At 52.2% G+C, this 22,686-nt stretch carries 13 protein-coding genes and 1 pseudogene; 11 read left to right on the top strand and 3 right to left on the bottom strand.

Features of this window, described 5'->3' with window-relative positions; genetic code table 11:
* Positions 1-65: 65 nt before the first annotated feature.
* Positions 66-1,898, bottom strand: a pseudogene (locus tag DXV75_RS02540) (PilZ domain-containing protein); the annotation flags it as partial.
* Between the two features lie 63 nt (positions 1,899-1,961).
* Between DXV75_RS02540 and radA the strand changes: the two are divergent.
* The 5 genes from radA (at position 1,962) to DXV75_RS02565 (ending at position 8,552) form a co-directional block, all read left to right on the top strand.
* Positions 1,962-3,326 (top strand): DNA repair protein RadA, encoded by a 1,365-nt coding sequence (gene radA / locus DXV75_RS02545; RefSeq protein ID WP_115591635.1) that lies wholly within the window; start codon positions 1,962-1,964, stop codon positions 3,324-3,326.
* Positions 3,327-3,595: 269 nt separating this feature from the next.
* Entirely contained in the window at positions 3,596-5,116 is a 1,521-nt protein-coding gene (locus tag DXV75_RS02550; protein WP_115591636.1) for a sulfatase, read from the top strand.
* 188 nt (positions 5,117-5,304) lie between these two features.
* Positions 5,305-6,006 (top strand): sulfite exporter TauE/SafE family protein, encoded by a 702-nt coding sequence (locus DXV75_RS02555; RefSeq protein ID WP_115591637.1) that lies wholly within the window; start codon positions 5,305-5,307, stop codon positions 6,004-6,006.
* A 6-nt stretch (positions 6,007-6,012) separates the two neighbouring features.
* Positions 6,013-6,912 carry an SMP-30/gluconolactonase/LRE family protein gene (locus DXV75_RS02560; protein ID WP_115591638.1) on the top strand — a complete coding sequence of 300 codons (900 nt, stop codon included), beginning with the start codon at positions 6,013-6,015 and terminating at the stop codon, positions 6,910-6,912.
* 20 nt (positions 6,913-6,932) lie between these two features.
* Positions 6,933-8,552 (top strand): glycoside hydrolase family 43 protein, encoded by a 1,620-nt coding sequence (locus tag DXV75_RS02565; RefSeq protein WP_115591639.1) that lies wholly within the window; start codon positions 6,933-6,935, stop codon positions 8,550-8,552.
* A gap of 189 nt (positions 8,553-8,741) precedes the next feature.
* Here the strand turns inward: DXV75_RS02565 and DXV75_RS02570 are convergent, their stop codons facing one another.
* Both DXV75_RS02570 and DXV75_RS02575 read right to left on the bottom strand, forming a co-directional pair.
* Positions 8,742-10,010: a DNA/RNA non-specific endonuclease gene (locus DXV75_RS02570; RefSeq protein ID WP_115591640.1), complete on the bottom strand. Its 1,269-nt coding sequence runs from the start codon at positions 10,008-10,010 to the stop codon at positions 8,742-8,744.
* Positions 10,011-10,130: 120 nt separating this feature from the next.
* Positions 10,131-11,600, bottom strand: a complete 1,470-nt coding sequence (locus DXV75_RS02575) for a sulfatase (protein WP_115591641.1) — start codon at positions 11,598-11,600, stop codon at positions 10,131-10,133.
* 167 nt (positions 11,601-11,767) lie between these two features.
* Here DXV75_RS02575 and DXV75_RS02580 point away from each other — a divergent pair, with 167 nt between their 5' ends.
* The 6 genes from DXV75_RS02580 (at position 11,768) to DXV75_RS02605 (ending at position 22,679) form a co-directional block, all read left to right on the top strand.
* Entirely contained in the window at positions 11,768-14,155 is a 2,388-nt protein-coding gene (locus DXV75_RS02580) for a glycoside hydrolase family 140 protein (RefSeq protein ID WP_115591642.1), read from the top strand.
* 84 nt (positions 14,156-14,239) lie between these two features.
* On the top strand, positions 14,240-15,031 hold the full coding sequence (locus DXV75_RS02585) for an SDR family NAD(P)-dependent oxidoreductase (protein WP_245953090.1): 792 nt from the start codon (positions 14,240-14,242) through the stop codon (positions 15,029-15,031).
* A gap of 289 nt (positions 15,032-15,320) precedes the next feature.
* Entirely contained in the window at positions 15,321-16,577 is a 1,257-nt protein-coding gene (locus DXV75_RS02590; RefSeq protein ID WP_115591644.1) for an alpha-amylase family protein, read from the top strand.
* Positions 16,578-16,585: 8 nt separating this feature from the next.
* On the top strand, positions 16,586-19,042 hold the full coding sequence (locus DXV75_RS02595; protein ID WP_115591645.1) for a glycoside hydrolase family protein: 2,457 nt from the start codon (positions 16,586-16,588) through the stop codon (positions 19,040-19,042).
* Positions 19,039-20,613: a hypothetical protein gene (locus DXV75_RS02600; protein WP_115591646.1), complete on the top strand. Its 1,575-nt coding sequence runs from the start codon at positions 19,039-19,041 to the stop codon at positions 20,611-20,613. Before DXV75_RS02595 ends, DXV75_RS02600 begins: the two co-directional genes overlap by 4 nt.
* Positions 20,610-22,679, top strand: a complete 2,070-nt coding sequence (locus DXV75_RS02605) for a YyaL domain-containing protein (RefSeq protein WP_115591647.1) — start codon at positions 20,610-20,612, stop codon at positions 22,677-22,679. The genes DXV75_RS02600 and DXV75_RS02605 overlap by 4 nt, the downstream gene beginning before the upstream one ends.
* Positions 22,680-22,686: the final 7 nt, after the last annotated feature.

Genomic DNA, 22,686 nt, shown 5'->3' on the forward strand with positions numbered 1-22,686 from the left:
AAGTGCCTTGCGCTCTGGCCTGCATTACCCGGAACGGCTTTAAGGTGCAGAATGTTTTTATCCCGGTTGTAATGGACAACCTGATATTGCATGTCCATGATTTGGTGCTGCTGCGTCATGGCCTGAAGGGCGGGAAAACCGATGGCGACCTGGCTGTCAATGTCACCGCGGTATTCGCCGTTTAATTCAATTCTCAGCCCGCTGATGGAAATGTCTTCACTGATCCCTCCGAGTTTCTGCCCGCTTTCAAGCGCCTCCAGGGTGATTTTTGAACGCAGCAGGTAACGGGTTTCCAGCCGCTGATCTTCAAATTTATAGCGAAAAGTTTCAATCTTGACCGGAGGTCGGTTGCGTGGGTGACCAAAAAGGCGCAGATGACTGAGGCTGGAGCGGTTAAATTTGTTTTCTGAGTAGCGCTCCTGACCTTCTTCGCTGGTTACATCGCAAATGTGTACAATTAAACCCAGGTTTTTAAGCCGGGACATCAGTCGGGGGGATGGTGGTGAATTCTGCCGTTTGATTTTGTTGCCCACAGAATCGGGAATGGAGAGGGGGCTGTGGGCCTGTTCAGGCTGCATTTCGGTCATTGACAGCTTAAATACTCGCCAGCTGGCTTTGCGCGAGCCAAACCCAAGAAAGACCTTTTTGAGGATATCCTTTTGTATAAGCTCTTCGCTGGTGGCAGAGTAAAAATAGGTCTTTTCGTTTTGCAGATGGCTGAAGCAGTAAACAAAGGTCTGACGTTGTCCTTCAGGGCGCTTTTTAAGCCACAGTAATCTATTTGGATTCAGCAGATAACCCAGCCGGAGTTCCTCGGTTTCATCGCTCCAGTAAGAGAGAATGTCGCGGTTAACAGTGTTGTACATGGCAAACCGGGGCGACAAGGTTCCGTCAGTGTCGTCAATGAACACCGGTAGTTCTGGTGAGAGCGGCGAAAAACACTGTTCCATCGATTTATTGACGATGGCCTCGATGGTGTTAGAAATATTGACCTTGTAGCGCCGCTTGTTGCCATGGATAAAGTTTTCCAGAAAGCGATCAAACGGACCATTGGCGAACTCAGTGGCCCGCTTTAATTGCAGGTACTGGACGTCTTCCCCAGGAATGATTTTTATCACCTGATAGACAATGCCATTTTTTTTGTCGAGGGAGAACTCATCTTCAAGGCCACGAAACAGAATTTGCACGTGTTCGCCGGGCTGAAACAGATGATGTTGGCCCGTTTTTATCCTCAGGCCGCTGGTGGAAATGTCCACGGTGTTACCCCGCACCTTGACCCCGCCCTCGCTCACCACCTCAATGCTGACGGCAAAGTTCATACGTTCGTGCTGACGTGTAGCGTAATCCAGCATGTTGAGCTGGGGTACGTCATAGCGTTCGAGGGTAGCTGCAGTTCTATCCGGATTTTTGGTTTCTTCCGTTTCCAGTGCTTTATCACGCATTACCCGAAAATTGTTTTCGGTGTGTTGCATGGCTTCATAGACACCAAAGCAGTAATAGCCAAACAGCCGAATCTGTTGTTCAAAAACCTCAAGGGCGACAGCATCCAGATAATGACGAATGCCCTGATGTTCGTATAACTGACAGTCTCCGTCCACCTGGCCTCGCAGGTCAACGGAACGCATGCAGGGGCGGGCCAGACGCTTAAGTTCCATTTTAATCAGAAAGCGCTTTTCACGAGGCAAATCTGTGGTCAGTTGGGTGAGAACCTGATCAAATTCCGGTTCCTTCACCACAGACTTCAGTTTCTCGATGATCGCTGCGTACTGCTGCAGGTCGTGACTCATGACATCTCTAATTGGAGGGGGACAAACCCCAATCAACACCCATTTAACTGTTATCGACCAAACCAACTGTGGATTTAGTAACCAGGGAAAACTGTTGTGTGAGAACAGCATGAACTCGTTCTGGTAGAAGTGTAGAATACCCAACTTTCAGCAATTTACAATTTTTAAACGATTATGGCAAAACGCAAAACCGCTTACGTGTGCTCGGACTGTGGTGCAGAATTTCCGCGCTGGCAGGGGCAATGCAGTGAATGCAAAGCCTGGAATACCATTTCGGAGTATGTGGTAAGTCCAGCAACGGCTGCCAAAAGCGGGCTGTCCGGATATGCAGGGCAAACCAGCGCGAAGATTGAGACACTGAACACCATAGATCTTGCGGCTTTGCCCCGTTTCAGTTCCAGCTTAAAGGAGCTGGACAGAGTATTGGGTGGTGGGATCGTTCCAGGATCAGCCATGCTCATCGGAGGCTCCCCCGGGGCAGGGAAAAGTACACTCCTTTTGCAGGTGATGTGCCATTTGGCCGAGGGGCACAGTGCACTGTATGTCACTGGTGAGGAATCGTTGCAACAGGTTGCCATGCGTGCCCGCCGACTGGGTTTGCCGGACGACAAACTGATGATGCTGGCGGAAACCAATGTGGAAACCATTTGTCAGCTGGCGCTGACCAAATCCCCAAAAATCATGGTGATCGACTCAATACAGGTCATGCATGTTGCTGATGTGCAGTCCGCACCCGGCAGTGTATCGCAGGTAAGGGAAAGTGCAGCCTATCTGACCCGTTTTGCCAAGCAGAATCACATTGCGATGTTTTTGGTTGGCCATGTCACTAAGGAAGGTAACCTGGCTGGCCCCAAAGTTCTTGAACACTGCATTGACTGCTCAATGCTGCTGGAAGGGGAAAGCGACAGCCGATTTCGCACCTTGCGCAGCAACAAAAACCGCTTTGGCGCGGTGAATGAGCTTGGGGTATTTGGGATGACGGAGCGGGGCCTGAAGGAAGTCAGTAATCCGTCGGCGATATTTCTGAGTCGCGGCGAGCATCAGGCACCCGGCTCAAGCGTGATGGTTATTTGGGAAGGCACCAGGCCATTGCTGGTGGAAATCCAGGCGCTGGTGGATTATTCGCAAATGGCAAACCCCCGCCGCATTGCAGTTGGGCTGGAGCAAAACCGTCTCGCCATGCTGCTGGCGGTGCTGCACCGCCACGGTAACGTTCAAATGAATGATCAGGACGTGTTTGTCAACGTGGTGGGTGGTGTGCGTGTGGCCGAGACCAGCGCAGACCTGGCGCTATTGCTGGCAATGGTGTCCAGTTTTCGCAACCAGTCACTGCCCAGGGACCTGATCGTGTTCGGCGAAGTTGGCCTGGCCGGTGAAATCCGCCCGGTTCCCAACGGTACGGAACGCATCAGTGAGGCCGCTAAGCATGGTTTCAAAAAGGCCATCGTGCCCAAAGCAAATGCTCCCAAACAACCCATACCTGGCATGCAGGTTATTCCTGTCAATCAGCTGAATGAGGCCCTGGAAGCGCTGGCATAAAAGCGCATCCTGGTGCCTTGGGCCTGACGCCCACTTTCTTTATCACACACCCGCGCAAAAATTCGTAGTCATCAGATGTTAGCGATATGTTGGGTTTGTGACTTGCACTTTAATAATTATTATATTACAAATTCACGATTGACCGGAATTGGGTTGCGGTGCTTTTGCTTTCTTCCCGTCTGCGGGAATAGCGTTGGCAGGTGACTTCCGTTAGCGAGCGAGACTTGTTGGTGGAACAACCGTGATCGAAGTGCATCAAGGAGAAGAAAGTGGAGCCTGTTCGCAGCATACCAGTTCCAGCGGCGGCAGCCTGGCCGCACATTGTTAACGGCTTGGCCCTGTCCAGTCGGAGGGGGCCGAGGCCTGAAGGCCACAATGCCGCTTTTGGTGGTGTACTGGCCGCCATCTTCATGTTGCTTTCGATATCGGCCGGGGCTCAACCTTTAAACGTGGTTGTCATCATTACGGATGACCAAAACGACTGGAGTTTTAATCAGTTATATCCAGGGGTAGTGACGCCATCACTGGATGCGCTGGCTCGCCAGTCGCTGATTCTCGATCATGCCTACACTGCCAGCCCCGTATGTGGTCCTTCCCGGGCAGCGTTTTTTAGCGGCCTTTATCCTCACTCAACCGGTGCGTACCTGAACGGCGCGGATCCCTGGCGACAGGGACGTTTGCAAACTACAGAAACCTTGCCGGAACTGTTTAAGCGCAACGGTTACATGACGTTGGGGGCCGGAAAGCTGTTTCACGCCAAACTGAACGAGGGCAGAGAAGCCAACGTCTGGGATAATGCGCCTTTCCATGGTGGATTTGGCCCTTATCCCGAGGAAGCCCACCGCATTGCGGGTCGGGACGAGCCGGCGGATACCGTGGGGGCAAAATTCTGGGGTGTTCAGGAGTGGTCCGGGCCGGATGAGGACTTTCCCGACGTTGTTAACGCAAATCGACTGATTGATTTTTTTCAGCAGTCACATGAAAAACCATTTATGGCCGTATATGGTCTGTGGCGCCCCCACACGCCCTTTACTGCACCCAAACGCTTCTTTGATTTGTATGATCCGGCAAAGATTCAGCTTCCAACCGGTTATAGAAGCGAAGATCTGGATGATGTGCCGTATTATGGCCATAAACTCAGCCAGATTTGGGGACAACGCTGGCAAAGTTCGGGCGCTGCCAACACTGACAACTGGCGGCGTATTCTCCACGGTTATCTGGCTGCGACTTCCTTTGCTGACTGGAATGTGGGCAGAGTGATTGAAGCCTTGGACAACAGTGCCTACGCCAACAACACCCTGGTGCTGTTTTGGTCTGACAACGGTTTTCATCTCGGAGAAAAAAATCACTTCGAAAAGGCAACAGTCTGGGAACGCTCCGCTCATATCCCCGCGCTAATTCGTTTACCCGGCCATCATAATGCAGGGCAGCACGTGCTTCAGCCTGTCAGCAACATTGATTTTTACCCGACTATTCTGGACTACACTGGGCTCGCTGGTCCGGCTCACAAGCTTGATGGTGAAAGCCTTCGGCCGTTGCTGGAAAAGCCGAGACAACTGTGGGCCCGCCCGGCAATCACCACCTATGGGGAAAACGTATATTCAGCCAGGGACTATCGTTACCGTTATATCCAGTACCCCGATGGCAGCGAGGAGCTTTATGACTTGCAACTTGACCCTCACGAATTCCGCAATCTGGCAGATAAGGCCGAATTTATTGAGGTGAAGAAACGGCTTGCCGCGTTTAAACCCAATATCTGGGCGGAATCTCTGGGGGGCCGGAATGGCTAACTGGCTGGATCTCAACCCACTGCTGACGCGCCTTTGTCGGGCGCTCAAGCATAAGGCAGTCAATAGTATTAAACTCATTCCACTCAGACATTTACAAAACATTGACAATATTAATGATATTATAATACATTAAGTAAAGGCGGATTGACCCGCATCTGGTTAACAATAAAAACAAGTGAGCAACGATTTTGCTAGAGTGGGCAAGTATTTATCTGCTTCTCATACTGGGCGCAGTACTACAGAATACCATTGGATTTGGGCTTGGGTTACTCTGTGCACCCATTTTGTTGCACCTGTCTCCCGAATTGGTGCCGGTGCCCATGATACTTAATGCACTGCTGATTACTCTGATTATTGCGTGGCGGCACCATCAGCACGTTGAAAAACGCCAGGTCAGTTATGCCATTCTCGGAGGTACGGCGGGCGTAGTTCTGGCAAGTGTTGCGATGGTCTATATTGACCATCAGACCTATCGTTTTTTGTTTGGCTGCATAATCATTGTTGCCGTACTGCTTTCTCTGATTGGAATTCGCCCCAAAGTCACCAACCAGGCCAGTGCTTGGGTGGGGGCTTTGTCGGGAGTAATGGGGACGCTTACGTCAGCCGGAGGGGCGCCGATGGGTTTGTTGTACCAACAGGAATCCCGTAACACCATTAAGGCCAATCTCAGTGTTTTCTTTATCTACATCAATGCAGCCGGTGCCCTGGGGCTGGCGGTTTCAGGATACGCTACCACCGATGATCTGATTAATTTTTTACTTTGTGCACCTGCGGTGCTGTTCGGCTGGTGGCTTTCACGGTTTGTTAATCGCAGGATAGATGGCAATATCATACGACCTCTGATCCTGACCGTCGCCTTTTTGGCCGGTATAGCCGCAGTATTTTATTAAAAAGATATGAGTCAGTTTACACATTGGGAAGTCCCCATTCGAGCCCTGGGTAACGCCTGCCTTCTGGGAGAAAATCCGTATTATCATCGTAGCCATCAGCGCCTCTATTGGGTTGATATTTTTGGAAACAAATTGCACTGGATGGACCTGGCGTCCCAGCGCATTGAAACATTGGCTACAGCTGAGCGCCTGTGCTGGGTGGTGGAAACCGAATCTGAACAGTTGCTCGCAGGTTTTCAATCCCGGCTCTGTTTGTTGGATACCCACAGCAGCGAAAGCAAACCCTGGTGCAGGCTCGCGGACGAACCTGGGCACAACCGCCTCAATGATGCCACTGTCGACCACTACGGAAACCTTTGGTTTGGCTCAATGGATGACAATGAGGAAAAACCCACTGGAAGTCTGTACTTTCTTGGGCGTGGAAAGTCGCCTGAGATAAAAGATACCGGTTATACAGTCACCAACGGCCCGGCGCACTGTGCGCGAACCAACCGTCTGTTTCACGCCAGCTCAACCGAGCGGCTGATTTACGTCTTTGACATAACAGAGCAGGGCGATATTACAGGTAAAAGAGTATTTGCCCGATTTTCCGAAACAATGGGCTACCCCGATGGCCTCACCGTGGATGATCAGGGCGGATTGTGGGTGGCTCAGTGGGGAGGCGGCGGTATTGTTCGATTTCAGCCTGATGGAACACCGGACCTGCGGATTGCACTTCCCGCGCCCTATGTGACCAATACATCCTTTGTTGCCAGCAGTCCGGGCCGGTTGTATGTGACAACGTCGACTCTGAAAATGTCGTCATCGGAAAAACAGGCGTTTCCCGATGCCGGAAAATTATTTGAACTTGATATCAGTCAAACCGGGCTGGGTGGAGTTTATCCCCCACATTTCCGGCTGACGTAAACCGAATACGGAGGTATTTAATGAGATTATTGGCAACCATGGTTATTGTCGCTGGGGCTTTGACGAGTGCATCGGCGCTGGGCAACAGCGCGGAAACCGACGTGCAAAAAACTTTCAGCAACCCGATTCTTCCTGGTTTCCACCCCGATCCTTCCGTTACTCGGGTCGGCGATGATTACTATCTGGCTACTTCCAGTTTTGAATGGTTTCCGGCTGTGCCAATTTTTCACAGCAAGGATTTGGTCAATTGGGAACTCATCAATTATGCGGTTTCAAAACCGGAATATTTGTCGGCCCTCAATGAGGTTGAAAAAAGCCGCGGTATTTACGCCCCCACATTGCGTTATCACGATGGCTGGTATTACATGATCACCACCTGTGTAAAGTGTGGCGACAATTTTTATGTAAAAACCCAGGACCCGGCGGGGGAGTGGAGTGCGCCAGTCTGGATAGAAGGGGATCGTGGAATCGATCCTTCACTGTTCTGGGATGATGACGGAAAAGTTTATTACACTGGAACCGGGATCCTGGATAAAAGCAAAGCCGACTGGATAAACGCAAACGGGATCTGGATCCAGGAAATTGATCTGGAAACCGGCAAGCTGCTCGGCAGCAAAAAGCAGCTTACCTACGGCCATGCTGTGAATGCCCGCTGGACTGAAGGGCCGCATATCTACAAACGAGATGGCTATTACTACCTGATGGTGGCGGAAGGTGGAACCGGAGAGGACCACGCGGTCACCATTTTCCGCAGCGAATCGGTAACCGGCCCCTACGTTGCAAATTACAAGAACCCTTTGCTGACTCATCGTCATCTGGGTTCCAACAGTGCCATCCATTCTACGGGCCATGCAGACATGATAGAAACCCAGAATGGTGACTGGTATGCGGTAATGCTGGGTAAGCGTCGGTTTGACGGTTTGTCTCCCCTGGCAAGAGAATCGTTTCTGACTCCGGTCAGCTGGGAAGATGGCTGGCCGGTGTTTAATCCAGGGGTAGGTTTACTGCAACTGGAAGAAGTTCGTCCTAATCTGCCTTGGACTCCGCTTGATACCAAGTCAGCCAGAGATGACTTTGACCAGGCTGGTTTGCGCAAAGAGTACAATCGATTACGCGCGCAGTCGCAGGATTGGGCTGAGGCGAATAACGGTATGTTGAGCATCACCCTGAAACCCGATCAGCTGGGGCAGGAATTTCAGCAGCCAGCAATGCTGGTGAGACGGATCCAGCATCCCCAGTATACGGCTTCGCTGAAGATGAAATTCAGCTCTGAAAACGCAAATGAGGAAGCGGGGCTGGTGATTTACCGCGATTACCAGCATTACTACAGCGTGGCAAAAAAGGCCAATTCGTTGGAGTTGACCGCCGTAAATGATGGCGAGGTAAACGTTCTGGCCAGCATTCCCTACAAACCGGCTGATGCGGTGATTAAGGTCGAAGACACCGGCAATGCATTGACTTTTTATGTGGGAGAATCTGAATCTGCACTAAAAGTAATGGCTGAAAATGTTGACGCCAGTTATACCAGCGATGACAGCGCTGGTGGTTTCAACGGCCCGATGGTTGGTATGTACGCCAGTGCTAACGGTGTGACGTCTTCGAGTCATGCGGAATTCGACTGGTTTGAATATCAGCCCTGATTTGACAGGCCGTCGACTGGTTAAGCCGCACAGAGTGCGGCTTAATTGTCATCAAGGAGTGAAACATGAAAAGTATGCGTTATGTATTGTTTCAAGGTGTGGTGTTTGTACTGATGTTACTGTTAATGTCGGGCCTAGGCCGGAGCTAAATGTGTCTGGCCGTTGCCTGTCGAGCCAGGGAAACTGACTTCAGACTCTGAGGTCAAGGGTGTCCCGGGGCGAGAGAAACAACACCGGGACTCCGGGTTTTACCATCTTGTCGGTGTAATTAACCCAGTCAATTCTGGCTCCCTGATCGTCATACAGCTTGATCACATCCCCGTTGTTGCCCAACTGGATCTTGCCCAGTTGCTTAATAACAACCGATTCGCCGGGGGCCAGGGTAACATTGCCAACCGCAACAGGATGGTCCTGGTTGTCTGTAAGTGTCCAGTTGGTAAGGTCCACATCCTCGGCTCCGAGGTTGATTAGCGCTATCCATTCGTTGCCCCTGTCTTTACCCCTGGGGTTTACCAGTGCGGCGCTGATGAAAATATCCACAACATCGTCCTTAATGGTTTGCCTGGCGGAAATCTCGTTTTGTATGTCTGAAGGTTTGGCAACCTCAATCATTTCCGGAACCAGCACCGGTTCACCGTTTACGGTTCTTTCCGATGTGGTGTTGGTTGGCCTGGTGCAATGTTTCATGGGGTTTGCGTGGTATACCTCAGGTTCAAACTGCAGGCCTGTCAGCTCCTCAATTTGTGCCACTGTGGTTTGGTAAACCTGGTTGTTGTATTTTTTTCGGCCAGATTTGTCGGCCAGTGCTTTTTCATCCTGATAAATGATAAAAGCCCGAACTTCCAGTTTGTCCTGCTTGTTGACAAAGCAGACGATTTTGAAGAAGCCCGCAGGTACCAGTGCCAGAGGCTGACCACTGGGGTGTACGGAACGATCGTAGTCAGCATAGAAAGGGCCTGAATAGGAGGTGATTTTACCGTCTTTGTCGAGCTCCAGTGCGTAAACCCAGTCTTCCAGGCCAAGCCACTCGTCCTGGTTCAGGTTTGCGTGTTGCAGGCAGGCATTGGTGTAGTAAAAGGTTTCGTTGGACGCTCGTTGGGCTTCCGGGGTATTAGCCCCCCAGGCTGCCGAGGTTCGTCTGGCCATATGGCCGCGATCCCAGTCGTTATTGCGGTAATAGGCATTGTCGAGCTGAAACTCTGGCGCGATCCTTGGGTCAATGCGCCATCGGTCCGTTCTGTTGGTTTTTTTCAGCAGATTCTGGTCGATGTTGAGGGCTACAAATACCGGTGAGCGGCGCTCTTCGGCACCGTTCATTGCCAGTGAATAGTGGACGTAATCAGCGATGATGGCACCGGTAAGATCGAGGTCCTCAACAATGTCAGCTTGAAGATGCGGGGCAAAGGAAGGCAGTGGCAGGTTAAATCCGTCAAGAAAATTCGGGTCGTAAGCGTTCATGGGGCAGGTGCCTTGAGTATCCGGGAGAACACAGCAAAAAGAATAGCGCGTTTCCCGGATAGTGTTATGACACTGCAATGAATCTCACGGAGGTTCAGTAAAAAGTCACTTAACCGTGGCTTAGTCGGTTTTGCCTGAATCCTCTCCTTTTGTCAGGCCGGTGGGCTTCAGGCCGCTGTAACGCTGTTCGCCGCCAAACAGGCTTTGGCCCTCTTCATTCTGCCGGTTGACCTGGGGTAACCAAGCGCGAAATTCATCCATTTGGGGCCGCTGTTCAGCACTGCCTGCCAGGTTATGCCACTCGTACGGGTCTGAGCTGTGATCATAAAATTCTTCCCCACCTTTGTCGTAACGAATATAGCGATAAGGGCCATAGCGCACAGCATGGTTGTTGTAACCCTGTGTGGTGATGGCTGGTATGCGCCATTCTTTGTCTGGTGTCTTCATCAAATCCACAATACTGTGCCCTTCAACAAAGTCTGGAGCTGCCTTGCCGGTGAGTTCTGACAGGGTTGGCCAAAGGCTCTGCAGATCCACTGCGGTCTGCGTGGATGAATTGGCCTGGGTTACACCCGGCACATACCAAATGTAGGGAGTACGGGTGGATTCTTCCCACAGGGCGAATTTGCGCCAGCGGTGTTTCTCACCCAGATGCCAGCCATGGTCGCCCCAAAGCACCACAATGGTGTTGTCTTTGTTTGGGCCATTGAACAGTGCATCCAGAATTCGCCCAACCTGCACATCCGCGTAGGTGATGGCAGCCAGATATCCGCGAATGGCCTGCTTCCAGCCATCCTGCTCCAACACCATGTCGTGCTCGCTCGCATTGCTGGGCGGATAAGGCAGGTCATCCAGGTCGTCCTCAAGATAAGGAGGCAACTCAATAGATTCGAGCGGGTACATGTCAAAATATTTTTTGGGTACATGCCAGGGCAGGTGCGGGCGAAAAATACCGGCGGCGATAAAAAACGGTTTGTCGTGCTCAAGTCCAACTTGCTCTGCAGCCCAACGGGCGACATGGTAATCCCACACAGCATCGTCGCCTTCATTGACTTCCGCAATGCTCATCTCGCCGACGGTATAGCGTTTGGTGCGGCTCTGGTTTGCCAGTTGTGCATCTGCGAGATCCTGTCCTTCTAACTGGTAGGGGTGCTTGATTTGGCTGCGGGTAAAGTAGTTGTCCCACTCCTGCGGGCGGATCACCTTGTCATTGTGGAAAATTTTGCCACCGCCAAGTACGGTATAGCCCTGTTGTTTGAAAAACGCTGGCAAAGAACGATTAGGCCCGATAATGGAGCGCCAGTCCCGGCCATTTTCATACACCCCGGTAGTGCTCGGGCGCATGCCGCTCATCATGGCCGTTCGGGTGGCATTACAAATGGCAGATGGCGCATAGGCTCGGTGAAAGCTCATGCCACGTTCAGCCAGCTTGTCAATATTGGGCGTTCTGACCTGATTATTGCGCCCCAGGTGACCTACCCAGTGGTTCAGATCATCGACTGATATCATCAGGATGTTGGGCGGAGGTGGGTTGGCGAGGGCCGACAAGGTAAGCAGTGTGCCTGCAATCAGTAACATCAATGTTTTCATGTCAGATTCCTGTGGTTATTAATGACTGCCTTGGTGCCACGGGTGAATATTGGATTCCCCATACCTGTCATCATAATTGGTGCTGATTGTAAAATAAAAATATTGTATTACAAAATGAAATTTGAAAAACTGGTTACCCATTTGTTAATTCATTGAGAGTTGCCCTGATGACCAAGCTGATTGTCAGTCTGATTTTTTGCAGTTCAATTTTTACTGCGGCAAAGGCTGCAGTTCCTGATAGCGGGGACTTCACCGTACAAGCAACTGATTTAATGGTTCAGGGCAGTGGTTTTCATACTATGGACCAGGGGCGAATCGGCGTAGCTCCGGATCAGCGGCACCATGCTGCTATCGAGTCTGTGGTTCCGGCCGGAAATGGTCGGTTTGACATATATTTGCATACGGTGGGAGAGCCGAGCGGGCAGAGCTATTTTACCCTCAAAATTGCTGACCGGTTGGTTGGGCAATTTACGGTTCCTGTGGCAGTCGAAACCACCCAGGTAGGTGACCGGTTTGTGGCTCATTTCCGTTCGGTAGAAATTAATGAGGGTGAGCGCTTCACGCTGCGAGCTGAAAATGACACGCTCGATGGCGAGCGATTCAGCCGTGCTCTGTGGGACAAGCTGCGTTTTGTACCCTTGGACAAGGACCCGGGCAAAGAGAGCGTAAGCTACCAGACTATACGTACCCAACAGGAAATCGAAGCAGGCCCGCAATTGCAGCTGCCCAGAATGGACGATGGAAACGGCGAAGTGACCATCAGCGGCGAATTGAAGCAGTGGCACCCGGTCACGCTTAACCTGAGTGGCCCGTTTGCCCACGAAATGGACCTGACACCAAACCCGTTTCTGGATTACCGGATGTCAGTAACCTTCAGCCATGAGTCTGGAGTTCCGAGCTACACGGTACCCGGCTACTTTGCCGCTGATGGCAACGCTGCTGAGAGTTCAGCTCAATCCGGTACTTTGTGGCGGGCTCATTTGTCCCCTGACAAAGCCGGGCGCTGGTTCTACAGGGTTTCCTTTGTGCGGGGAGAAAACGCTGCAATAGAGCCATCAGTTGGGGATTATGTAGTGCCGTATCAGGGCCAGAGCGGTATTTTTGTAGTTGAACCGACTGATAAACAGGGGCGGGATTTTCGGGCCAAGGGACGTCTGGAATATGTTGGCGCTCGCTACCTTCGCCACGCTGGAAGCGGTGAGTATTTTATCAAAGCTGGTACCGATGCACCCGAGACACTGCTGGCCTACGAAGATTTTGACAACAGCCTGGGTATGAAGCCCAATCTGCCGCTGAAAACCTGGCAGCCACATGCCAAGGATGCCAAAGCCGATGATCTGCGCTGGCAGGGTGACAAAGGCAAGAACCTTTTAGGGGCGCTCAATTATCTGGCTGACAAAGGGCTTAATGCCTTGTCGTTCCTGACGTATAACGCGGCAGGGGATGGCGACAACGTGTGGCCGTATGTTGAACGCAACGGCAAGTTGCACTTTGATGTATCCAAGCTGGACCAGTGGAACATGGTATTCACTCATGCCCAGCAACGTGGCCTGTTCCTGCACTTCAAACTGCAGGAAAACGAAAGTGATGATCATCGTCATGGGGCGGCCAAAAAACCGCGAATCATTCCTGAAGCCCTTGATGCAGGCAAACTGGGTATTGAGCGTAAGCTGTATTTACGTGAACTGGTGGCCCGTTTTGGCCATCATCTGGCGCTGAACTGGAATCTGGGTGAGGAGAATACCCAAAGCTATCAAGAGCAGCGTGATATGGCAGCTTATCTTAAAGAGCTGGACCCGTACGACCATCTAATCGTGATCCACTCATTCCCTTCCCAGCAGGAATCGGTTTACCTTCAGTTGCTTGGAGCCCAGTCGGTTCTGACCGGTGCTTCCCTGCAAAATCATTGGCGTTCGGCACACCGTCAGACCTTACGCTGGGTGGATGCATCTGAAGCAGCAGGGAAGCCGTGGGTAGTGGCAAACGATGAGCAAAACCCGGCCGGAGCAGGAGTCCCACCGGACCCGGGCTATCAGGGCTTTGACGGTTGGGTTAAGGAAGGTGACAGCCAGTACAACCTGCATGACATTCGCAAGATGACGTTGTGGGGCAACCTGATGGCAGGTGGAGCCGGGGTAGAGTATTATTTTGGTTATCGGTTACCTGAGAACGATTTGCTGGCAGAGGATTTTCGCAGTCGTGACCGCTCCTGGGACTACGCGGCAACGGCCATCGGATTTTTTCAACGGCATCAGATCCCACTGCAGCGGATGCGTAATCTTGACGCACGTGCGGCGGTGAACCATCCCGACAAAATTGCTTGGGCAATGGGTGCTGAAAACGAGATGTACCTGGTGTATTTGCCTCAGGGAGGCCAGGCTACTCTGGATTTAAGCGTCGATTCTGGCACCTTTCAGGTACAGTGGTTCGACCCTCGAAACGGCGGTGTCCTGCGCCAAAGTAATGTTAAGCGCGTGTCAGGCGGCGAGCGTGTTTCATTGGGAAAACCACCGGAAAACGCAGACGAAGACTGGCTGATTCTGTTGTCCCGTTAACATGGAGACACCCTTAATTTCAAGTCGATTTAGTTAATGACATTTAAAGTCATTACGTTAATATGATGTGCAAAGTTATGTAGTTTGTTAAAAATCGTAATGAATCTGACCAATAGATACCCTAGCCTGGAAGGCAAAGTTGTGCTTGTTACTGGTGGTGCGTCGGGTATTGGCGCCAACCTGGTTGAAGCCTTTTTCAGCCAGGGGGCAAACGTAGCTTTTCTGGATCGAAAAAATGATGACGGCGAGGCGTTGCACGCCCGTTTGACCACACGCTATGGCAGCCACAGCAAGTTGGCTTTTTTCCCTTGTGATTTGGTGGATGTCGCTGCTTTGCAATCAACCATTCAACAGGTCATTGCCGAATTGGGGCCTGTCAATGTGCTTCTCAACAATGCCGCCCACGATGAACGTCACGATTTTCGTGAGGTAACCGTTGAGTACTGGGATGAGCGTGTGGCGTTGAACTTGCGCCATTACTTTTTTGCTGCGCAGGCAGTCTATTCTGGCATGCGGGAAGCCGGTGGCGGGTCCATCATCAACTTTGGTTCAATCAGTTGGTACGCCCGATATGGTGGAATGCCCGGTTATACCAGCTCAAAAGCCGCGGTAGAGGGTTTAACCCGAGGGCTTGCCCGGGACATGGGGCACGATGGTATTCGTGTCAACACTTTGATCCCGGGGTGGGTAATGACCCAGCGGCAAATTGAAACAAACCTGGCAGACCAATCTACCCGCGAAAGCATTCTGGCAGAGCAGTGTTTGCATGAGTTTGTAAAACCAGAAAACGTTACTGCAATGGCACTGTTTCTGGCCTCCGACGACAGCCGCATGTGCACGGCACAGAACTTTATTGTCGACGGTGGAATGATTTAATCCGCCAGTCATCACACTGTTCTTAAACTCCATAATCCTTTGTACGCATGTTGCGCTGTCAGCCACTGGCAGCGCAACTTCGACCAGCCTTGGTTTTGGCCTAAAACCTGCCGGGCTCTGAGCCGGGCCCACTCCCCGTTTAATACACTTTACTGATTTTCCACGAAACCTGAGTGCACACTTGTTACTTTATTGTTATCGAATTAAAAGTATTATAATATCACTTTAATATTTAATCGATGCTCCATCTTTCACCGGTGGCAAACACAGATTTCTTAATGAGGTTAAGATGAATATCTTTGGCAAAAAAACAATGGGTTTGGTGCCGGTGGCAATCTGCGCCGCTATTGCAGGCTACCACGCGGTCACCTGGCTTGGGCAGAGTGCTCATGCATCGGAGCAAGTGTTACCAAAATCCATATCTGAGCGCGTAGCAGATAAACAGTACCCGGCCATTTTTCAGGCCTGGAACCCGCTGGACATGCCCCATGCGTTTCCGGACACAGAGCAGCGCCAGTTTTTGGACAATGCGGCAAAGCACAGTTTGTTATGGGAAGAGCCGGTAAGTCAGTTAGGCTTTGGAACCCGCTTGGTGATTGGGCTTGAGTGGGATCATCAGTATCCCGGGCTGGCCACCGGGTTTACCCGGCAAACACTGACAGTAGCGCGCAAGAATCTGAACTATCTGCACGACAAAAATCCCAATCTGGTCACTTTGTTTGAAATACGCTGGCGCGACGCCCCCGGCAGTTACTTACCGGAGGACAGCGACTTCTGGGCACGGGATGATCAGGGGAATCGGGTCTTGGGCTGGGATGGCGGCCCGGAACCTTATTACATGCTCAACTATGAAAATCCGGATTTTCAAAAACGTCTGGGGGAGCAGGCCAAAGCAGTTATGGCATCCGGAGTTTACGACGGCGTAATGCTCGACTGGAGTGGCTACCTACCGATTGTCAGGCAGGTTCGTGAACACATGGGCGAGGCAGGGTTACTTCTGGTCAACATTCACGATGAAATCGACAAAGGTAAGCAGTATCAGGATTACATCAACGGGGCCTTTATGGAGTGTGCGCCGAACGGCCGCACGCCGGAAAATCCCAAAAAGTTGTGCAGCTGGGAGTCGATGGCCGAAGCGCTTAGCTATTACGAGCAGAATTTCCGTAAGCCGACCATAAATGCTTTGGAAGCCTGGGGAGCGCGCAGTGATGATCAGGCAATGCGAGCCTTGACCACGCTGGGCCTCACCCATAGCGACGGTTATGTACTGTTTGCCGATCCCAATCCGCTACCCACTCCAGACCATATGCACGACTGGTATGGCTTTTGGGATGCGTCACTGGGTAAGCCTGTGAGTACCATGCAGGTTTTGCCTAATGGCGCGGTGACACGAGAGTTTGAAAATGGCCTGGTTATATACAATCCACAGGGAAATGGAGCGGTAACTTTGGAGCTTAACCAGACCTATCGTTCGCAGGCTTCAGGAACAACCATTCAGGTAGTCAGCCTGTCCGATCAGGACGGTGATATTCTGCTGGATAAGTAGGAGGACGTATGCGCACACTGAGTTACGCCTGCTTGTGGTTGTCTGCATTGATCGCGCCGTTTATGGCGACAGCGACCGGGAATCTGGTGACGTATCCGGCTGGCAACACCAGCGAGTTGTTACCAGCCTCTGACTACTATGAAGTGGAGGTCCGGCAGGGGGAGGTATCCCGTTCACTGATCGTGTACATGAGCCGCTCAAACGGCGGTGCAACCAACAACCGCAACAGACCGGTAGCAAACGACTCCATCTCATGGGCGAATTTTTCAATGGGGGCACCGGTCGAAGTTACGGTAACACTGCGTACAAACCTGCCTGGTGACACGTCCGGACCTGTCACTGTTTTACCTACCCGTAAACACGTGAGCGTTCAGCGCCGGTCAGAACGTGAAATCTCATTTACCCTGTTTGAGCCGGGACAGTACTCGGTGGAAATGGGGGCCCAAGGGTACAAGAATGGTTTGCTGCTGTTTGCCGACCCATTGGAACAGGATGTGCCCGAGCCGACAGCCGCCGGGGTCTACAGCTGTGCCCCTTGTACCCTGGAAGGATTGAATGGGATTTCAAAAGACTACCATACGGTGCGCTTCGAACCGGTGGCTCATCACATTGGGAACTGGTACCCCAAAGGTCATGTTAAAAATATTTATCTTGCAGGTGGCGCCGTTGTGCATGGGGCTATCCATTTTAACGATGCTGCTAACAATGGTTCCCGGGTGTACGGGCGTGGTCATCTTGACGGGCGCATGTTTGGAGAGGGCAGTGAGCGCAGCACCAAGTTTCATATGGTGGAGGCATCGGGTGATACCCGGGACATAACCGTAGAAGGTATCATCATTTCCCAGCCTTCGGCCTTTGCGGTGCGACTGTTGGGAAAGAACAATGACATTCATTGGGTGAAAACACCCGGAGGCTGGCGCTTCAATAACGATGGGTTGGTGGGGTATGAAAATACCCGAATCAGCAACAGTTTTGTCTGGGCCAACGACGATGCCATCAAGCTGTACCGGGACCATCAGCAGATTGATAACCTGGTGATCTGGCACCTGACCAACGGTGGCAGCTTTCAGTGGGCGTGGACCACCATTGATACCCAGGATGTTGAGGTGCGAAATGTCGACATTCTGCATGGCGAGTGGCCACACGACGGCCGTAACCAGGGGGTGTTCAATCTTAGAGGCAGTGCGTTACGAGGGCAGGTTAAGGTTCAGAAGGACTATCTGTTCGAGAATATCGTGATTGAAAACCCCATCAAGGTGTTTGTGAATCTGCAGCCCAATGATGTGCCTCACATCATCAAGAATGTCACCTTTCGCAATATAGAGTTCAAGGCTGGGAAGGATGTGGTGAACCGGATAGTGGGTTTCAGTGAAGAGGCAAAAATAACCGATATCCTGTTTGATAATGTGAGAATGAACGGCGAATGCCTTACTGCCGAGACAGCGCGAACGTTAGCCAATTTTGAATTCAGGCATACCGAAAGAATTGAGTTTCGTTGCCCCCAAGGCGTGCGCAAAGTGAGCGGCTACGGTTACGATAACCTAATCGAACTACACAATAATTCTACCCGGGTGCACATCGCGCCGGATTTTGGCGCCAAGCTCGTCAGCTACGCGCTCAATAATGTGGAACTGTTGCAGCAGGAGCCCGGTGAATATGGCTGGCAGTTACAGCCTGAAAAGTTAGCCAGTGGTGAGCAGGCACCACCGTTTAACGGTGGTGGCCGCTTTGATGTTGGAGATACCCGGAACCATCCTGATCGTGCCCGCCTTATATACGGAGCCTGGCAACCGCAAATACTGGGCGATCGCCATGTTCGCCTGGTCAGCAGCTATGACCCGCAACGCGGGCTTCGGCTCACCCGGGAATATCAGCTCGATGAGCAGGGTAGTGGGCTTACCATTCGGTTCAGCATGCGCAACGAAAGCGCGGCAGAACAAACAGCCCATTTCTGGAGCCGCCCGTTGGCACAGGGAGGTGGAATTTTTGTCAAAGCGCTCAAAAAAGGCCATCTGTTTGACGGCGGAGTGGTAGTTCGGGACCATGCCGGGAACATATCTACGCTCCCCAGAGATCCGAATATACTGCGCAGCGATGACTATCTGGTGGTTAAAGGGCAACCGCCCTTTTTTAAATTTGGTTTCGATTCACTTGCCCCGGAGCATTACTACTGGACCCCAAATGGATTGATGTTTTCCGGCAGCTATCCGGTGTTTGCCGATGGGAACTATGTCATGCCCGCTGAAGGCCGTTACTCGCTTTACTACAACACCAATTTTAAGGGCCGTTCGGTTGCCGAGCTTGAGCCCCTCAGCCCTGCCTATACCCTCGCGCCCGCTGAATCGGCCGAGTTTTTTGAGCGTTGGGAGCTGCAGTCCTTGCCGTTTCCTGGTACCGCCGAGTCTCTTAGTCTGAATGAAATTTTGACTCAAATGGGTCTTGTCTCTCAGGAGAAAAATACATGAAACGGATGCTGATGATGGGCCTTGTCGGCCTGTTAATATCAATGCCTCTTTGTAGTCAGGAGCTACAGCGATTTACCCCTGTGCCCGGGGCACAAGACTACCCCCGGGGAGTGGAAATTTCCGATACCTACCGGGTGCTGGTCAAACCGGCTTCCGATCCCGCTTCCTGGCAGGCTGAACTGCACCAAACGGCTACCTATCGGCTGTGGCCGGATTACGTTGACCCGGAAACCCTGCCCGCCAAACACAAGAATACCGCTGTACACGTTGCCCAGGTAGACACCGACGTGCGTTTACGGGTTAGGGTGGAATGGCTGGGCAGCCAGAAAGTACGAAAACTGGTGCTCAAACCCAGTCGTTATAAGGAAATGCATCAAAGCCGTCAATCCGGGCAGGACTGGGTGGAATTCGAACTGGACCCGTATGAGGTAACCCGACATGTGCTGGTGGAAGTGAACCCGCCTGAAAAAGACACCGACGCCCTGCAGGATGGGCTGATGTTTTTTCTGAACCCCCCTTCCAGGCCTCCGGCAGGAAAAATTCTGGTGTTGCCCGCCGGGGTTATCAATGAAAAGTCGCCCTATTTGGATGAACTTAATCGCCTGCTTGTAGACGCCAACTCGCCATGGGATGGCCTTTACATTCCCCAGAACACCATCATTGACGGTCGGGTGGATATCCGCAAACCGGGTTTCAAGGTTACCGGCCGGGGAATGATCATAGGTTCGCGCTGGCCGTTCGCAAAGTCTACACCAGGCTGGCGTGACCGTTACCCGTCCTACATCAGCCCTGAAGGTGAGTGGGTCAGACCCCTGTTGTCATTTAAGGCGAATGAGGGAGACGATGATCCGCGCAGCTATTTTGAAGGTGTGCTGGTGGCCCATCCTTACCATTTTTGCGTGGGTTGGGCCTATCTGAATGAAAATCTCAAAACTTTTGGCTGGCGCTTTTCCAGTGATGGCGTTCACGGTCATATCAAACGAGGCTCGTTTATGCGGGTTAATGACGACGCCACTTATGCCAGTTCGGGGCTGATTGAAGACAATTCGTATTGGGGTATGGTCAACGGCGCGGCCTTTCAGCTGGGCTGGGGGCTGAAAGCAGATAATGACGCAACCGTTTATGTGCGCCGCTCCAACATTTTGCGCGGAGAGTGGGACAACACGGTCGATACCGGCCTGGATATGCTCGGCGCACCTGAAGGTGTGCCACGGCCCGATGTGAAAACCGTAAGCGCCAACCGGGGCGTATTTGCCGGAACTTACCGGACGGGCGGAGCATACACGGTGCGCAACAAGCATTTTGAGGACATTGTGATTGACGCGCAGGTGAATCGTTTATTCTATCTGGGTTCGCGATCTGAAAAGGTGTCTTACCAGAATATTACGTTTAAGGACATCCATTTTGCCAAATCACCCAGCTACGAGAATGTAGTGAATGTACTGAGCGGGGGGCAGATTATAGATGGTATGGTGTTTGACAATGTGACAGTTGAAGGTGAGCCGCTGCAGAGTCTTGAGGACCTCGAGCCGTTGGAGGCGCGAAATATTCAGGGAGTAACCTTTCGATGAGCAGAAGCCAATTGCGTATTGCGCTGTTAACCTGGGCTGCACTGTTTGCGGCAGGGGCCAATGGTACATCGGAACTGCAGCTTGATCAGGTAGAGGGCCGTCTGACACTGATGCAGAAGGACATTCCGATGTTGCAGGCTCCGCGGGAAGGCTTCTGGTCTGTAGGCGTGAACGCCGGTGGTCTGGACGAGCTTAATTTCCTGCATGCGCAAATCAGCGAAGTCAGTCAGTATGAGGACTGGACCGTCTACGCAGGGCGGCTTGAGATGGAAGGTGGCAACTGGTTATTGCGAGACAGTTGCCAACCCCAGGAGCAGAGGATCAAATGTATCCGACGTTTCGAGTGGCAGGGGACCCATACCCTGGAACAGGTAGTACTGAGTGTACGCTGGCAGTCACCTTCGGCGCAGGCCAAGACATTTTTGCCCGGGCTGGTGTATTACGGTAACCCGGCTGCGAAGAAAATGGACCCATCCCGGATTGCGCACATGAGTCAGCAGGCCGGAGAGTTTGTGCAGTTTGAAGAGCATCGTTTTCCCATGCCCTTTGCCTATCTTGAATGGCCACAGCAGGAGCACTACGCAGGAGCTGCGGTGCATTCACTGCCTTCTGCCGTAGCGCGTGGTAACCGGGCCGATTTATGGTGGTCGCTGGGTACCGCTACCGCAGCCGGGCACAGTGAAATTCGCCTGTTGTCCGGGCCGGTGGGCTTCAACCGGACAGCTGACGTCGTCAAGTTGTATCAAAAGGAAAACGCGCCCTATCCTAACGCCACCATGCAGGTAAGGCCCGGCGATGTGATTGAAAAAACTTACTACCTTCAGGCTGACACTTTTGCCCAGCCAGGAAGTGGATTCCGGTTGCCCATGTATACCTCAATGGATATTTTTCAGCCCTTTGACACCCGCCGTTACCCGACCTTTGACGAAGTAGTCGGCGCCAAACTGGCGTTCAGTGAAAAGCGCTTTATGCAGGGCGAGGGGTACAGCGGGTTCAATATGTTTGATCATCAGTTTCGGCGCCAGATTGTCATGGGCTGGGCCGGCCAGTCTGATGCACCAGGCTATTACCTGCTCGCACTGGGTAAAGCGCACGGACGTCAGGACTGGATAGAGCAGGGGCGTCAGGCGCTCGATTTTCTGACCCAGGCCCCGTTTGACCCAAATCAGGGCTTTGCCTTGCGTTACGCTGTTGATGATAGCAAATGGTCTCATTATGACCATGTCTCGCAGGGCCAGGCGCTGTATATGTTTGCCAAGGCCATCGAAACTGGCCGGCAGATTGAGGGGCTAGATACGGCCAAATGGGAGCAATTCTTCTTACGCGGAGCTCAATGGCACGCGCAAAATATTCTTAAGCCTCAGTGGTCGCCGTTGTCTACCAATGAAGGTTTTTTAGTAGCGCCGCTTGCATTAGGGGCACGACTGTTTGACAACAAAGAGCTTGGGCTGGCGGCAGTAAAGGCAGCTGACCATTACGCCAAGCGTCATTTGAGTATGGATGAACCCTACTGGGGCGGAACCCTGGATGCCAAAGGTGAGGACAAGGAAGGGGCCTGGGCCGGGTTTCAGGCATTCATGGCGGTCTACGATTTAACTGGTGAGCAGCAATATCTGGAATACGCACAGCATGCTGCGGAAGTTATGCTCAGCTACACGGTGGTGTGGGACATCCCCATGCCAGCCGGGCGACTCTCCGATCAGGGGTTCAAATCCACAGGCTGGACGGCAGTGTCGCCGCAAAACCAGCATTTGGATGTTTACGGTGTGCTGACCACCCCCTGGCTCAATCGGTTGGGGCAATTGACCAACGATGCCAGGCTGCAACAACTGGCCCGGGTGATGTATCTCAGTTGCGGGCAATTGATTGCTCCCACCGGTGAGCAGGGTGAACAGATCCAGCACACCAACTTTGTGCAGAGCAAACACAATATCAAGTTGGCCGGAGCGCAGCCAGACCCTGGCACCTTTCGGGGTGGATATTCGGAGGAATGGACAGTTTTGTGGATCACCGCGCATTTCCTCACCGCAGCGGCCTTATTGAATGAGCAGGGCGAAGAATGGTGAGGATTTT

Source organism: Alteromonas aestuariivivens, from assembly GCF_003367475.1.
Classification (GTDB): Bacteria; Pseudomonadota; Gammaproteobacteria; order Enterobacterales; family Alteromonadaceae; genus Alteromonas; species Alteromonas aestuariivivens.